This window comes from Nostoc sp. XA010 (genome assembly GCF_020829625.1).
GTDB lineage: Bacteria > Cyanobacteriota > Cyanobacteriia > Cyanobacteriales > Nostocaceae > Nostoc.
Window position 1 is genome coordinate 247,744 of the sequence record NZ_JAIVFX010000008.1, and the last position, 15,738, is coordinate 263,481.

General features: G+C 42.1%; 13 protein-coding genes. 6 read left to right on the forward strand and 7 right to left on the reverse strand.

Annotated features, from left to right (window positions below; translation table 11 throughout):
• Positions 1 to 287 precede the first annotated feature (287 nt).
• Positions 288 to 950 (reverse strand): PEP-CTERM sorting domain-containing protein, encoded by a 663-nt coding sequence (locus tag LC608_RS15090; protein ID WP_229554298.1) that lies wholly within the window; start codon positions 948 to 950, stop codon positions 288 to 290.
• Positions 951 to 2,193: 1,243 nt separating this feature from the next.
• Here LC608_RS15090 and LC608_RS15095 point away from each other — a divergent pair.
• Positions 2,194 to 3,018, forward strand: a complete 825-nt coding sequence (locus LC608_RS15095; protein ID WP_229554299.1) for a SirB1 family protein — start codon at positions 2,194 to 2,196, stop codon at positions 3,016 to 3,018.
• Between the two features lie 105 nt (positions 3,019 to 3,123).
• Here the strand turns inward: LC608_RS15095 and LC608_RS15100 are convergent, their stop codons facing one another.
• Complete coding sequence (locus LC608_RS15100) at positions 3,124 to 3,567, reverse strand: SRPBCC family protein (protein WP_229554300.1); 444 nt, start codon at positions 3,565 to 3,567, stop codon at positions 3,124 to 3,126.
• Positions 3,568 to 3,766: 199 nt separating this feature from the next.
• Here LC608_RS15100 and LC608_RS15105 point away from each other — a divergent pair, with 199 nt between their 5' ends.
• Positions 3,767 to 5,419 carry a mechanosensitive ion channel gene (locus LC608_RS15105; RefSeq protein WP_229554301.1) on the forward strand — a complete coding sequence of 551 codons (1,653 nt, stop codon included), beginning with the start codon at positions 3,767 to 3,769 and terminating at the stop codon, positions 5,417 to 5,419.
• A gap of 111 nt (positions 5,420 to 5,530) precedes the next feature.
• Here LC608_RS15105 and LC608_RS15110 read toward each other — a convergent pair whose 3' ends face one another.
• Both LC608_RS15110 and LC608_RS15115 read right to left on the reverse strand, forming a co-directional pair.
• Positions 5,531 to 6,451, reverse strand: a complete 921-nt coding sequence (locus LC608_RS15110) for an alpha/beta hydrolase (protein WP_229554302.1) — start codon at positions 6,449 to 6,451, stop codon at positions 5,531 to 5,533.
• A 157-nt stretch (positions 6,452 to 6,608) separates the two neighbouring features.
• Complete coding sequence (locus tag LC608_RS15115; RefSeq protein WP_229554303.1) at positions 6,609 to 8,279, reverse strand: hypothetical protein; 1,671 nt, start codon at positions 8,277 to 8,279, stop codon at positions 6,609 to 6,611.
• Positions 8,280 to 8,367: 88 nt separating this feature from the next.
• On the opposite strand from LC608_RS15115, the gene LC608_RS15120 reads away from it, so the two are divergent.
• A complete protein-coding gene (locus LC608_RS15120) occupies positions 8,368 to 11,700 on the forward strand; it encodes an alpha-mannosidase (protein ID WP_229554304.1) in 3,333 nt (1,110 codons plus the stop codon).
• Positions 11,701 to 11,776: 76 nt separating this feature from the next.
• Here the strand turns inward: LC608_RS15120 and psbN are convergent, their stop codons facing one another.
• A complete protein-coding gene (gene psbN / locus LC608_RS15125; protein WP_229554305.1) occupies positions 11,777 to 11,908 on the reverse strand; it encodes a photosystem II reaction center protein PsbN in 132 nt (43 codons plus the stop codon).
• Between the two features lie 85 nt (positions 11,909 to 11,993).
• On the opposite strand from psbN, the gene psbH reads away from it, so the two are divergent.
• Positions 11,994 to 12,197: a photosystem II reaction center phosphoprotein PsbH gene (gene psbH, locus LC608_RS15130; RefSeq protein WP_100901200.1), complete on the forward strand. Its 204-nt coding sequence runs from the start codon at positions 11,994 to 11,996 to the stop codon at positions 12,195 to 12,197.
• A 278-nt stretch (positions 12,198 to 12,475) separates the two neighbouring features.
• Here psbH and LC608_RS15135 read toward each other — a convergent pair whose 3' ends face one another.
• Together LC608_RS15135 and LC608_RS15140 are read right to left on the reverse strand one after the other, a co-directional pair.
• Entirely contained in the window at positions 12,476 to 13,015 is a 540-nt protein-coding gene (locus LC608_RS15135) for a general stress protein (RefSeq protein WP_229554306.1), read from the reverse strand.
• Between the two features lie 311 nt (positions 13,016 to 13,326).
• A complete protein-coding gene (locus LC608_RS15140; RefSeq protein WP_229554307.1) occupies positions 13,327 to 13,776 on the reverse strand; it encodes a DUF2267 domain-containing protein in 450 nt (149 codons plus the stop codon).
• A 287-nt stretch (positions 13,777 to 14,063) separates the two neighbouring features.
• Here LC608_RS15140 and LC608_RS15145 point away from each other — a divergent pair, with 287 nt between their 5' ends.
• Together LC608_RS15145 and pth are read left to right on the forward strand one after the other, a co-directional pair.
• Positions 14,064 to 14,336: a TatA/E family twin arginine-targeting protein translocase gene (locus LC608_RS15145; RefSeq protein WP_229554308.1), complete on the forward strand. Its 273-nt coding sequence runs from the start codon at positions 14,064 to 14,066 to the stop codon at positions 14,334 to 14,336.
• Between the two features lie 123 nt (positions 14,337 to 14,459).
• On the forward strand, positions 14,460 to 15,101 hold the full coding sequence (gene pth, locus LC608_RS15150; RefSeq protein ID WP_229554309.1) for an aminoacyl-tRNA hydrolase: 642 nt from the start codon (positions 14,460 to 14,462) through the stop codon (positions 15,099 to 15,101).
• The last annotated feature ends 637 nt before the right edge of the window (positions 15,102 to 15,738 follow it).

The window sequence follows — 15,738 nt, forward strand, 5'->3', positions numbered from 1 at the left end:
AGATGGCTGTCCTCAAGTAGGATTATGCTACATTTTCTAATGTGCAGCAGAAATTTGTATTCAGGATTGGGGATTGAGATAATTTGGTGGGTAATGAAGACCTGCTAGAAAATTTTTAAAAATTTATACTCAATATTCAGTAATGATACTGTAAACAGCGTTCCTTGTGCTACAATATTGCGGTATGGTGTCCCCAAATGATCATCAAAATAAAAAATTGCCGTGTCTTGTCAGCGAACACGGCAGTTATAGACTATAGACTTAAATCTTGGTGAATAATTTAGGGGTTAGTTGCGGAATGTGGGTTGTTTGCGCTTGCGAAGTGAAGTAGCACCGAAAGCACCGAAAGCCAGAAGACCCATAATTGAACCAGGTTCAGGAACTGATTTAGTCAATGTGACATTATCAAGCAGCAATCCAATATTATCTTTGCCAATCCCTTTAAAATCTAAAGTGGCATTTGTTATGGAAGCAACGGTAAAACTTCGGGTAAAGTTTGTAAACGCTTGAGATCGGGGTAGTGAGAATGTTTCGCTAAACAAATTACCTAGAGATACGGTGACAGAATCAGTCACATTATCTCGTTGGTTTCCAGCAAGCTGGAAGCTGAGGTTAACTGTGTCTCCTGCTTGAAAGTTAAATGTTTTTTTAGATTCAATTGTACCAGCTTGACCTGTTGATCCATCCAGATCCACATATAGTCCGTTAGCAGGAAGGAAATCATAAAAACCAACACTTCCAATCAAGTCCACAGATCCCTTTATAACATTCCAGTTGGCAAAATGATCGTAATTTAAAGCAGTGCTATTTTCTTGATCAAAACTATCCTGTAAGAGGGTTGTAACTGATGCTGCCTTAACAGAATTTGTACTAGCAAATCCGATTGCGGTCAAGGCTGTTAATGCTATACCAATTTTATTTAAGATTTTTAAAACAATGGATTTATTCATAATTCTAGTTTCTTCAACAATTCTCAAGGTGTGTATTTTTCCAAACGACAATTAATGACCGTCGATTAATGCTGAGAAACTCCGTTGTGATTGCACTCGAATTTTTCAGCAAAATTAGGCATAAACTACCCTTGTGATAAGTAAGGGTTTAGCCTGTCGCTGCGATCGCAGATATAAGTACTACTGAAAATAACTAAAGTTTTGAACTTAGCTTTTGCCTTCTAATTATTTCAAGAGGTTATTATCAGTGTTTTCCTCACTGGCTTATTCACTTAGATTAGTGGCAATTTTTTTTTATGGCTAGAGTTTTTGCGTGTATTCACATAATAATCACATTCCAGATTATGTTAAATAACAGCCAAAACTTGGATTTAATGCGACTTATATACGCGGTATCAAACGAATGGTTGACTAAAACTTTGTAAACTTAAGTTGTTGCTTTAAGACAGATTTATCAACGTAATTATGTCTAAGCGGCTTATGTACTTATAACTACATCTAAAAGCACCGTATTAACACAATGTTATAATAGTTACTGATTAAAATCGTAGTGGTTAAAAACTTAGGGTAGCGATGCCTGCGGCGAGCTTCTCTACGTTCGCGCAGCGTGTCGCAGACAGACGCTCTGCGTAGCTTGCTTCTCTGTAAGAGTACGCTAACGCTTGCTAAATTCCGTTAGGAAAGTTTACATAAAAAATCTGCCCTCCCTGCGATCGCAGAAAGAGCAGCTTTATACCATTTATTCAGATAGTTACTACACATCCTCTCAACGCCATTCCGGAATCTTCCTTGATTAATAATCACTAATTAGTACTTGGATACCATACATCTTTAGGCTTATACTACGTTAGGAAAGCTGACATAAAAAATCTGCCCTCCCTGCGATCGCAGAAAGAGCAGCTTTATACCATTTATTCAAATAGTTACTACACATCCTCTCAACGCCATTTCGGAATCTGAGTAATTAATAATTACTAATTGGTACTTGGATACCATACATCTTTACATTGCTCAAAACAGATTTAGCACAACCATATACCATAGAAAGGTGCATTAGTCAAGATAAAACAGCTACATTAATCTAATTCTATCCCCTGGATAGATTAAGGCGATGAAACTTATGCACAAACAAGATTTCCAAATCTTCTGAATATGCCTAATATAAAAATAGGTACAAAAAACTGTTTTCAGTTCAGCCAAGCCGCTCTCGCTTCATCGTCATACTTCCACCGAGCAACAGCTTATGAATTTCTCGTCAGCACGACAATATTTTTACCAGGAGATACAGCAGTCTGACGAACACATTGACTTAGCAAAGGCAGCTTTGTATATTGCACAAGAAGAATATCCCAAGCTAGATCCAGAGGAATATCTCAACGCCCTTGATACAATGGCATGTGAGCTTGAAGAACGTCTGCCTTCTTCACGATATCCTTTGCGGATGGTTCAAAGTATTAACCAGTATCTTTATGAAGATTTAAAGTTTTCTGGTAACAAAATTGACTATTATGATCCGCGTAACAGCTTTTTCAATGACGTAATTGACCGTCGGCTAGGTATTCCTATTAGCTTGGCGTTGGTTTATCTGGAGGTTGCTCGACGGATCGATTTCCCGATGGTGGGTGTGGGGATGCCAGGACATTTTCTGATTCGCCCAGATATTGAAGATATAGAGATTTTTGTGGATGCCTTCAATGGCGGTGAAATAATATTTGCCCAAGATTGTGAAGAACGGCTGTCTCAACTTTATCAGCAACCTGTGACGCTACAACCAGAATTTTTAGCTGTAGTTAGTAATCGGCAATTTTTAGCACGGATACTGACAAATTTAAAATTTATTTACCTTAAACAGCAAGAGTTAGAAAAAACACTGGCAGCAGTTGAACGAATTTTGTTGTTGTTTCCTGGTTTAACTTTAGAGTTACGCGATCGCGGTCTAATTTATTACCAACTTGGTTACTACCCCCAAGCCGCAGACGACTTACAAAATTATTTAGCAAAAGTTCCTGATGCCGAGGATGCATCTATGATTCGGCGGCTGCTTACCGAATTGGGTAAGGATGGTTGAATCAAGTCCGCTCCCCCTGCCTTTTGCCTTCTTGCACTAGTTAGCCATTGACAGCTTTTGGCACGAATACTGGGAAAACTCAATACAAAATGCCTAATGCTCGAATTATTTTTGTTCTTCTGCGACTCGTTTGAGACGGCGCAGTTGGGCTTGCATGTCTTCTTTTGTCCAAGATGCGGCAAAGGTGTTGAAACCCCAGCTAACTAAGGCGTTAGGGATATCGTACTCAAAGCGGTTGAGTAGGAGCGTTCCCTTTTCTGTTGGCTGACATTCCCAGCGATCGCGCCCTTGAAAAAATCCCTGAAATTCCCAAACTACCAAACCCGGTTGTCGTTCTACAACTACGCTATTCAACGTGGGTTTCAGTAGAGGAATTTGAATAATGAAACGACTTTTACTGCCAACATCAGTACTCCAAGCTTCACCCACAGGTTCGCAACGGAGAACGGGGTTGAGCCAGCGATGCATGAGTGCTAAATCGCTAATACAGCGTTCCACCACCGTAGCTGTAGCATTAATTTGAATCGATTGTTCCAAAACTTGGGACATTCTATATCTCTGATGCTGTTGCTGCAATTAGAGTAACGCAAAATTCAGTACTATCAGTAGATTAAATCAAATATTAGTAACAAAGTCAAAAATTACTCTTGATATCAATGGCATAAATATATGTTTTTACTGGTAAATTGATAGGCAAAACACTTACTCAGTGTTTGCGGCGAATACTTAAGCTTAATTCCCGAAAACCATGAACACAACTTGGCAAGGAATAACCCAGGTGATAGAAGTTGCTTTGTCCACAAGGGTGCAGCAATTTTTGGCACAATCGCCCAGCCTGCAATCGGCGCAACCAGCAGTGAATCAAGGAATTGCTGATGTACAAGGTATTGTTCAACAGTTAATTCTGTTTACACCCCGTCTGCTGGGGGCAGTGGCAATTTTGTTAGTAGGTTTGCTAATTGCCTTCGGCGTAGCCGCGCTAACGCGAGGAATCCTCAATCGCACAAATATAGATAACCGCATTGCCGCAGGGGTAACGGGTCGTCAAGATGTTCCGCAAGTGGAGAAATTAATCTCCAGCTTAGTCTTTTGGAGCATTATTCTGTTGACGGCGGTAGCTGTTTTACAGACATTAGATTTAGAGGTAGCGTCTCGACCTCTCAATAATTTTCTCAATCAACTTATTGGTTTTTTGCCAAAGTTAGTTGGTGCGGGAATCCTTTTGGTAACCGCCTGGTTTTTGGCGACCATTGTGAAGATTATTACTGTGCGCTCATTACAGGCATTTAACCTGGATGAACGTTTGAATCCACAACCAGAAGACAGCGCACCGAGCCTCAATCAGCTGTCTCTGAGTGAGACGATTGGCAATGCTCTGTATTGGTTTATATTTTTACTGTTTCTCGCTCCAGTTTTAGATACTCTCGAACTTAGGCAGGCTCTACAACCAGTACAAGCTCTCATTACAGAAGTTCTGCTAATTCTGCCGAACATTTTAGCGGCGGCGCTAATTGCTGTAGTTGGTTGGTTTATAGCTAATGTGGTGCGGCGGATTGTAACAAACTTGCTGGCGACAACTGGTATTGACCATTTAGGTAGTCGGTTGGGATTATCTGCGGCTGCGGGGGTGCAACCTCTATCGAATATTATCGGCACAATTGTCTATGTTTTGATTTTGATTCCTGTGGCGATCGCAGCCCTTAATGCCCTAGAAATTAATGCGATCTCTGTGCCTGCGATCGCAATGCTGCAACAGATTCTCAACGCCCTCCCTGCCATCTTTACGGCCGTGGCAATTTTGATTGTTGCCTATTTTGTGGGACGGTTTATCGCGGATTTGGTTACAAGTATTCTCACGAATTTAGGATTTAATAACATTTTCACTATTTTGGGTCTGACAACACCCAGCAGACGAATCGTAGTTTCAACAGAATCAACAACCCCCCCGATTCCAACCCGCACACCATCGGAAATTGCAGGCATTGTTGCCTTAGTGGGTATAATGCTGTTTGCAACGGTGGCGGCGGTGAATATCTTGAACATTCCAGCCCTGACAGCATTAGTGTCTGGGATTGTGATCGTATTCGGGCGAATTTTGGCGGGATTGGTGATATTTGCCATTGGTTTATTCCTAGCGAATCTGGCTTTTAACATCATTACCAGTTCTGGCGAACGCCAAGCCCAGATTTTAGGACAAGTAGCGCGGATTGCCATCATTGCCTTAGTTTCTGCAATGGCATTGCAACAAATTGGAGTTGCCAGTGATATTGTGAATTTAGCCTTTGGACTTTTACTAGGTGCGATCGCAGTTGCTATTGCTCTAGCCTTTGGTCTTGGGGGGCGCGATATTGCCCGTGAGCAAGTTCAAGAATGGCTAAACTCTTTCAAAGGTAGAAACTAATTCCTCTGTGACATCTCCCACCACTAAATCGGATTACCGATTTTGGTGGGGGCTTCCACTAGATAATCCGGCTACTGCTGTGCGTAGGCTCTTTGCTTTAAAGAGGGAATGCTAAGAACCAGGAAACTCTAACTCACCGCTTCCCCGTCCTAACTGCGCCGTCTGGGGTGGTAGATGTCGCTCCAACCAATCTTCTAAATCAGCCATTACTTCGTGGTAATTTAGGTCACACTGAATTTCGTGATAGGCTCCCGGATACTCGATTCTCAGCTTATCTGTGCAATTTACCCGTTGGTAAAAGATGTCACTTCCCGCAGGTAAAGCCACTCGGTCTTCACCACCGTGGAGAATCAACAATGGTAATTGCCAATCAGCTGCGTGAGCATAAATCCAATCAACTGTTGCAAAAAATTCTGTAGCCAGACGGGCAGTAGCAAGGGTATGTCGCAGTGTATCCTGGGCGGATGCGGCTAAAACTTGCTGATCTCGTGAACCAGCACTCAGATCAATGCCTGTATTCAGGGTAAAACGCGGCCACACCCGTGAGAGCATTTTTCCTAAAAGCACCCGAATAGGTGAAACCCCAACTTTCCCCAAGCTTGGCGCTAGAGCGATCGCACCTTGCAAAACTGATGCTTGTTGAGGATGGCGCAGAATATAATCTAAGACAATTACCCCACCTAAACTATGACCCAAAACAAAAATTGGGCATCCAGGATTCTGAGTCTGAATTAACTGTAAAAAGGCTCCTAAATCTTCGCAAAACTCACTCCAAGCGTTAATATAGCCTCGCTGACCTGATGAGCGTCCATGACCACGCAAATCTAAAGCGTAGACAGCATATTGTTTGGGCATCAAATGCTGAACTATATTATTGTAGCGATCGCTGTGCCCTCCAAGTCCATGCACAATGGCTAATATTGCCCGTACTTTACCCTCAAGATGCCAGCTTTGGTAATACAGTTCAAGTCCTCCAACACCCTGAAATCTGCCTTCTCTACGAGACACGACGCGATCGCTATGGTCAATCATCGGGTTAGTTTTTTAGATATTTTCCCAGCAAGCTACTAACATGTCAACTAATTATTAATAACCAACAGTAATCAAATTTTTACCTTATTTCCTCAATCACATCTTGTGGTGAGGGTTTATTGCTCTAAACTACGAATTACGAATTACGAATTACGAATTATTTCCCCTGCCATAGTTGCCGTAACGACTGAAAAATCCTTACAAATCTGTCTTCTAGCCAGAGCATAACATAATCAACCCATTCTAAAAGTTGCTCTAAGGGGTGCTTTTCGTAACCTATTGAAGTTGCTTTGGTTTCTATCCAGTCTGGCTGCGCCTCAACTTGAGTGCTTTGGTGAAATTGCTGGTGGAAAATTTCCCCTTTCTGACTCTCGCTTTTAGATTGGGAAATGCTAGTTCGGGTTTGTTTTGCAGAAGAAACTTTTCCAGATGTTTTTTGACTTCTTCGCCCCAAACCAGATCCAACTTTAGGTTGTTTTACAGTTAAATGATTTTGTGGAAAATGTCCTGCTGATAAACTTGAGGCTAAAGCAGGATTTGTCCTGTCAGAAAGTGTAACTGGCTTTTGGGCGATGGTTACGGTGTCGCCAAATAAATCATTCCATGTTAGCCAAGGATCATCTGTTAAATCCTGGTTTTCCAACTGAGAGCTTTTGGACAAGGACTTTCTAAAGCGTGATGATGATAGTTTACCTTGCGTAGACGCATTCGCAAAGCGTCTCCTGGAGAAGCGGCTTGTCGCTAAACATCGCTCATTACTAGTTGTTGACTCAAGTGTTTTTCTATTCCCAACACCAAAAAAGTAATTAAGCGCTGCCTCAATCAAAGCCTGAAGATTCAGTGTATGAGTTTCTAAACCGTCAGTATTGGCTGTAATTTCTCCCCTAGCAGCTAATTGCTCTTTGCCATAAAGAAATATATTTAACTGAGTTTGGGCAACTTTGACAATTTCTTGGCTACGTTCTTGCACAGGTACTAAAGCATTTAATTCCAATTTAGCAAAGGCTATATCTATAAATGCTAATAATTTATCTGTATTAAGTGAATCTTTTGGTATCCCCTCGGCTAAAATTGAATTGTTATCTGTATTTCCATCAGTTAATTTTGCTAATAAATCGTGAATTTGTGGGAATAGCTCCGTTTCTTTTTTAGCTACTATCAACCGCCAGGACTTCCAGTAATTAGCAACTTCGTTAATAATTCGGTCTTCTAATTTTGCCTGCTGCTGGGGTGTCAAAATATCTAGAATTTCATTGTCGGCAGTAACAAGTACTAAACTTCGATCCATCAAATTTGTGGCAATTCCCCGCACTACTGGAAGATGCTGATTGAGAGCATTTTCTAGCTGTAAAGGGTTGAGACTTCCGCTCTGATTCTCAGTAATATTTGATAATTGAGTAAAATTAGCATTATTTGTAGACTTATTATCAGCGAATTTCAGCCGTAAAACTCCCAAGAAAGCCAAGGGTTTGAAAGATTCAATTGTTTTTGCAGGAGTAGAAGCGGCTTCATTTGATGACAGATAATTAACTGCCTCCAGTACATGTTGAATGGGACTATCAACATTTGGAACTTCGGGCTGGAAATCGGTATCATTTGGTTGTAACTTTAGTCTAGTTTGTGGTTCTTTAGTCTGTAGCGTTTTCCCAGATGATTCAGATGACTGAAACAGTAGATACACTGGGTAAAGTAGTGCCTCCACACCCCACTTAGTAGCAACTTGCAAATGCCGGAAGGTGTGTTCCCACTGTTGTGTCACCCGGCGAGATTGCTGGTGGACAAAGTTAAATAGTCTGCTTTGATAACGCCCAGAGGAACCAGAAGACATAGTAGTAATTTTTTAGTTCAAGTCTTGTATAAGTTGTGAGACTCGCGCCAAACAATAAAAACGACCAACACCTCATCTTAGCGAATATATGACCCTGACTGTCTCTCAATCCCAGACCAAAATAATCTCACAAGCAATTGAGCAACTGCGCTCTTTTTGTCAAGTTAATCTTCAGTCTACTTGGCTATACCAGGAATCTGACCTGATTATTACTGATGTTGTAGCTGCTGATTTGTCTCATTGGCAACCTGTTCAATTGAATGCTAAAGAACATATCGCTTGGACAGGCGGGAAAAAAGTGTTATGGCTAGTACAAAGATTGGTGGTTCCCCAAGATTTACACGGCTATCCCTTAGCTGGGTTATCTTTGCGGCTGGCACTGGTTTGGTGGGCAGATTCTGCTGAGATTTATGTGAATGGGGAGTTAGTGCTGGAGGGTGATTTATTTGATTGTTCGCCTAGAGTGCTTCTAAGCCAAGGGGTGACGCCAGGGGAAGAGTTTATTGTGGCTTTGCGGTTAGTGAGTCCGGGGCATTGTGATGGTGCTTTAGTGCGATCGCTCCTAGTTTATCAGTCTACTGTTGATAATAATCCCGATCCGGGTTTTGTGGCTGATGAGTTAGCTGTGGTGCAACTTTATTTGGAAAAGTTTGCACCGGAGAGGTTGGATATTTTGGCGGCGATGGTGGGGGAAATGACGAACCGCAGAGGCGCAGAGGACACGGAGGGAGAGAAGGGAGAGTTAGTAAAGTCGTTTTTATCTCTACGTCAAAACCTAATTCAATCTGATATCTTAGCCCCCCTTAAAAAGGGGGGTTGGGGGGATCAAAAATCTAAAATTTTCTTATTGGGTCATGCTCATTTAGATTTAGCATGGCTATGGCCTGTGAATGAAACTTGGAATGCGGCGCAAAACACCTTTGAGTCGGTTCTGAAGTTACAAGCAGATTTTCCTGAGTTAATTTTCTGTCATTCGACTCCCGCACTTTATGCTTGGATTGAAGAACATCGCCCGGATTTGTTTGGGGCAATTCAAGCACAGGTAGCGGCTGGACGTTGGGAAGTTGTCGGTGGGATGTGGGTGGAACCAGAACTAAACTTGATTGCTGGTGAATCAATAGTCCGTCAGCTATTGTATGGCCAGCGCTACATTCAGGAAAAATTTGGTAAGCTTTCGACTGTAGTGTGGGTTCCAGATTCTTTTGGTTTTTGTGCAACTTTACCGCAGTTTTTCGCTAATGCTGGCATTGAGTATTTTGTCACCCAGAAGTTGCGGTGGAATGATACTACTAAATTTGATTATGGGGCTTTTTGGTGGCGATCGCCTGACGGTAGCCAAGTCTTTAGTTTGATGTCTGCACCCATCGGTGAAGCTATAGACCCAGTTAAAATGGCATCCTACGCTCTTGAATGGCAAACGCAGACTGGTTTACCAGAATCCCTCTGGCTTCCCGGTGTCGGCGACCACGGCGGCGGCCCCACCCGTGATATGTTAGAAACCGCCCAACGCTGGCAAAAGTCGCCTTTCTTCCCAGACTTAGAATTCACAACATCTGAAAAGTATTTACAGCAAATCAAATCAGGAGTCAGAAGTCAGGAGCCAGAAGTCAGGAGTTGTTATTCTCCCCCATCCTCCCCTGCCTCCCCTGCTCCCTCTGCCTCCCCTGCCTCCCCTGCCTCCCCTGCTCCCCCTACCTTCCCAATCTGGAATGACGAACTATACTTAGAATTCCATCGCGGTTGCTATACTACACACGCAGATCAAAAACGCTGGAATCGTCGTTGTGAAAATTTATTGTATGAAGCTGAACTATTTGCTACTTTGGCAACCGTAAGCTGTGGTCTGACATATCCTAAAGCAGAAATCGAAGCAGCTTGGAAGCAGGTGTTATTTCAACAGTTTCACGATATTTTACCTGGTTCTTCAATTACCCAAGTTTACACAGATGCGTTGCCCGAATGGCAGCAAGTGGAACAAATGGGAACGAAGATATTACAGGAATCACTTTTAGCGATCGCATCTCACATTACCTTATCAGAACCACCAATACCCAATAGTTTGCCTATTTTCGTTTTCAATTCTCTCAATTGGCAACGCTCTGAGGTAGTCTCTGTAGCTTTACCCACGCCAGAGGAATGGCAGATTTACGATGCTTCTGGAAAGCAGGTTGTCTCCCAATTATCTGAACCATCAACGCTACTATTTCTCGCCACCGAAATTCCACCCGTAGGCTACCGCATATTTTGGCTTTCCCCGTCATCTCCCTCACTCCCCAGTACAGACGCGATTAATCGCGTCTCTCCCCACTCCCCACTCCTCCCAGACTGGATTTTAGAAAATGAATTCCTACGAGTTGTCATAGATCCTGATACTGGAGATTTATCAAGTGTTTTTGATAAAACTTATCAACGAGAAGTTTTAAGTGGGGCGGGGAATCAACTACAAGCTTTTAAAGACAGTGGTCAATATTGGGATGCTTGGAATATAGACCCTAATTACGCTCAACATCCTTTACCCTCAACAAATCTTCTATCTATTCAGTGGGTAGAACAAGGCCCAGTGCAAAGTCGTGTGCGCGTGGTGCGTCAGTTAGGTGAATCGGAATTTTGCCAAGACTATATTCTGCCAGCTGGTTTACCTCTGCTGAAAATAGCTACTACTGTCAACTGGCAAGAAAATCATGTATTAGTAAAAGCTGCTTTTCCTTTGAATATTGAAGCAGACTTTGCTACATACGAAATTCCCTGTGGCGCAATTCGCCGTCCAACTAAACCGCAAACCCCCGCAGAACAGGCAAAATGGGAAGTTCCCGCCTTGCGTTGGGGTGATTTGACAGAAGAAACACAAGAGGGTATTTACGGTGTTAGTTTGCTGAATGATTGTAAATACGGTTACGACAACAAACCAGATCAACTCCGCTTAACACTCCTACGCAGTCCTAATTGGCCAGACTTAGAGGCTGATAGAGGTTTTCACGAGTTCACATATACTTTGTATCCTCATGCTGGTAGCTGGGAATCAGCCCATACAGTACGGCGTGGCTATGAATTGAATATACCGTTGCAAGTGATATTGAATCCCGTTAATCAAAACCCACATAAAAATTCTCCCCTATCTGCCGATAAAGAGTGGATGGGGGTAAGGTTGCTAGATTTATCATCTGAAAATTTAATCTTGATGGCCTTCAAGCCATCTGAGGATGACCCACAGCAGTTAATTCTGCGGTGTTATGAATGTCACGGAGAAACAGCCGAGTTATCTTTGCAAAGTGATTTAGAGTTAAATCTAGGAGATACAGTAGATTTATTAGAGCGCTCCTCTACTACTGAATTCTCATTTGAGCAACAAGTCTTGACGATACAGCCTTGGAAAATCGCCAGTTTCAAGGTGATACCAGCGATTAATCTCAGGCTGGAGTAAGCCACTAGTGCTATGTCAGTGGTCAGTTGTGATTTTCCACAGACCATTGACAAATGACAAATGACTAATGACTCTTTTAATCTTCGTGATCGTCATATGGATCGTTCAATTGCTTGCTAGGAGGGCCAAAGGAGGTATAAATCGACAATCCGGTGATGGCAACCACTACGGCAGCCACAGAAATGCTAAGAACTATTGCGGGTTCCATAATTGAGGAATAGATGATGAGTGCTATTCTTATAGAATATTACAGAAGATTAAAAAAAGCTTTGGCAAGTGATATTAGGTGAACTATGGCACAAAGGACTAGGTTGGGAGATATCCTGAAACCACTGAACTCTGAGTATGGGAAAGTGGCTCCAGGTTGGGGTACTACCCCTGTAATGGCTGTTTTTATCTTGCTATTTTTCGTGTTTCTGCTAATTATTCTGCAACTTTACAATAGAACACTGTTGGTTCAGGATGTAGTAGTCGATTGGCGGAGTTTAGGGCGCTAAAGCATACACAGCTATCAAGTTTGGATAACAAGTTATGTTACACCCGGTTTTTCCGGGTTTTTTTATCAGTTGTGATTTACTACTGAACAAGAATTCAGTACTCAGAGTTTCGATGCTGTTAGAGGATGTTTGAAAAGTCTAATTTTATCAACGTCCCTAAGTTATTTTTCTCTATCTAAATGGAGCATTGACACTCCTCCATCACAGCTACGCCCTGATGAGGGAGTGTCAATCATACCTACCTTTTTAGCGAAGGTATTAACTTAGCAAAAGACTTATCAGCTATAAGTAAACCAGTCTTGAATACCACCACGGCTAAGAATAACTTCAGCGCGACCAATATCATCTTCTGAGCCTTCCACCATCACCAAGTAGCCACCGCGTGATAGCTGATCTCTGTAAGCTTCAACTCTTTGTGCAGGAATCGCTAAACTACTCATTCCCCCAACCAAGCCACCAGCTGTTGCTCCTACAGCAGTACCGACAAGGGTTGTAGCTAAAGCATTTGCTGCCGCGCCTCCTGCTACAATTGCGCCCAAACCAGGGATTGTTAAAGCCGTAAGACCAGCTACTACGCCAACTAGACCTCCTAATGCACCTCCGGAGATTGTACCTGCTCTGGCAATTTGATCACCTTGATTTTCAACGTTGCCTTTATTGCCAGCAGCCTCCACTATCTCATCAGAACTTGCATTCGGCCCGAGCACGGAAACTTTATCCATAGGAAAGCCTGCCGTTTTCAGATCAGTAAGTGCCTTTTGGGCATCAGAATCGTTAGGAAATACACCGATAGAGCGCTTTTGTTCAGGTAAAGTCATTGTTTTGCACTGTATTGAAAGTTTAGTTATTTTGTACCAACACACTAGGGGTTGATAATGCCGTAGTAAATAGCGGCAACAATTAGAAAAATCACGGCATTATCCAGGGTGACACCGATGCTCCCATCTCAGGTTAGGCAGTTGTTCAGGGGTTAGTAAACTAGGGCTTGTGCCTGATTCATCGGCTCAGATTTCGGTTTTATATGGGAAGTAAGTTGTTGAAAACATAAAATTTTTTGCAACAGAACCTACCAGCACCAATAAAAATCGAAGCGATTTACAAGCCAGTATTGACTGCTACGTAAAAGCAATCAAGCACGCTCCCAAATTTGCCGAATTTCGCCTGGAAGTAATCCAGCAATTTCTTGGTTGCGTTCTGGAGGTAAAATTTCTTTCGTGGCTGAGAACACTGCCTCTGCAACCTCTTCTGGAGGAACCCCTTCTGGTAAAGCACCTTCTTGTTGTAGGCGCAACATAAAGGTTCCTGGCTTAATATGTAGGTTTTGTGCAGGACTGATTCGACTGAAGAAAGCAACCATAACGTTAGGATCTTGCCAAAGGTCTATCACTTCCCGCTCGGACTCAGGAGCTCTTTCTTTGAGATCCTTTTCAATTTGGTCACTTGTTTTGTTTAACATCATGTCCCGCAAAATTCGGAACACTATATTTGTTGCCCGTTGAGCATCATTGCTCGTTTGCAAACTACTCCGCTCTAATACTTTGTCAAGGAATGATTGCTGTTTTTGTGTTTGCCCTGTCATAATCTCTCGCTGCAATTTCAACAAAAATTTAGATGAGTTCAATCTGGTGTGAATTCATCTGTAAGCCTCTTATTAAATATTGCGAATTGTAAAGAATGCTCCATCAATCTTTTGACAGAGTTGTTTGGAGTTATGTGCTGATTTCCCTCTGCTGCCAAGCAGCGATCGCTTAATTTCTTCTTGGAGTGGTTTGATGCGATCGCTTTCTATGGTAGGCGATTATTGGGTAGACTACATAATAATATATGAGTCTATAGTACTGGTTCTATAGTTTACAGGAGACAAAAATGAATATATTTGGTATCGGTCTGCCGGAAATGGGTGTAATTATGGTAGTGGCGCTGTTAATCTTTGGCCCAAAGAAGCTGCCAGAGATTGGTCGGAGTGTAGGTAAAACTATTCGTAGTTTCCAAGAGGCTTCCAAAGATTTTCAAAACGAGTTTCAAAAAGAAGCAGAACAGTTAGAAGAAGTTGTCAAGACTACTGCTGAATTGGAACCTAAGCAAATCTACCCTGCTAAATCTGAGCATGATACCGCTAGCTCTTCCCAACCTAGCTAGTACCACAAGGCGGAAGTCAAAAGTTAAAAGGCTTTAATTTTGGGCTTTTTGGCTGTAATGAAATAGTAGGTTTATTTCCGCCTTTACTAGGAGAATGCTGGATATCAATTGACTGTAGGCAAAATGACAGAAGCTGTTAAGCAACCAGCTTTGGTGATTCCCCAGCTAATTGTCGGGTTGGGGAATCCAGAAAGCAAGTACGACCAAACACGCCATAATATCGGCTTTGCTGCTGTAGAAACTCTCTCCCGTTCTTGGCGCATTCCCTTAGCAGAAAACCGCAAGTTTCAGGGTGAGTATGGCGAGGGAATGGCCCCAGGTGGAGGTAAGATTCGTTTGCTAAAGCCGTTAACTTATATGAATCGCTCAGGACAAGCAATACAATCGGTGACGAGTTGGTATAAATTGCCGCCTGAATCAGTGCTGGTGATTTATGACGATATGGATTTGCCTTTGGGAAAAACTCGTCTGCGCTTATCTGGTTCGGCTGGGGGACATAACGGCATGAAAAGTGCGATCGCACATCTTAGTACCCAAAACTTTCCCCGTTTGCGAATCGGTATTGGTAAACCCAAAGGTGCAGCTAACAACGATGATTCTGATGCTGTTTCTCATGTGCTGGGGCGATTTTCGGCAGCAGAAAATCAGCAGATGTCTCTTGTACTTCAGTTCGTGGTTGAGTGTATTGAACTAAGCCTCAAGCAGGGAGTAGAAAAGGCGATGAATGTTTGTAATAGCCGCACCATTAATAATTCTGAGTCTTAGGGTTGGATGAATACTGCCTTGTAAGTTTGGCAAAGGCGCTTATTTTGGTTGCTGGGCAGCGATTTTATGTTTGTTCCATCCAACTGAAATAAACCCCTTAACGCCTTCTATACATAGAAGAAGTGAATCATCTAGACCCTAATTTGGGGTGCGGCATAGTTTGCTTAATTTTTGTAAGAATAATGGCGATGTCTAGGAGGTGCTAGTACAGCGCGGCGTAAATAAACCACCCATTCCAAATCAACAAATACTAAATGTAGTAAAACATGATTATATATACAGGTTTTGTCCGCTAAAAAATATGATGTTTTGATCAAAAAACTATAAATTAAGAAAAAGTAAATTTAAACATATAGGTCTGATTAACAATCTGCCTATAATTTTTTTATATTTTTAATGGCTGAAACCAATCTTAATCAGATTATACTAAAGTTTTTAAAACTATCATAAATTTTACTATTATTTAATTAACCTATGTGAATATACTGAATTAAAGTCCAACCTGTCTGAGAATGTCAGTATAAGTAATATTGATTAGAGAAAGTAGTCCTTGCCAGCATTTTATCAAGGTGCTTTAATAGCGATGTCTGACGACAAGAAGCAAAGCTTCTACGCATTCCGCAAAACAGCCTACTTA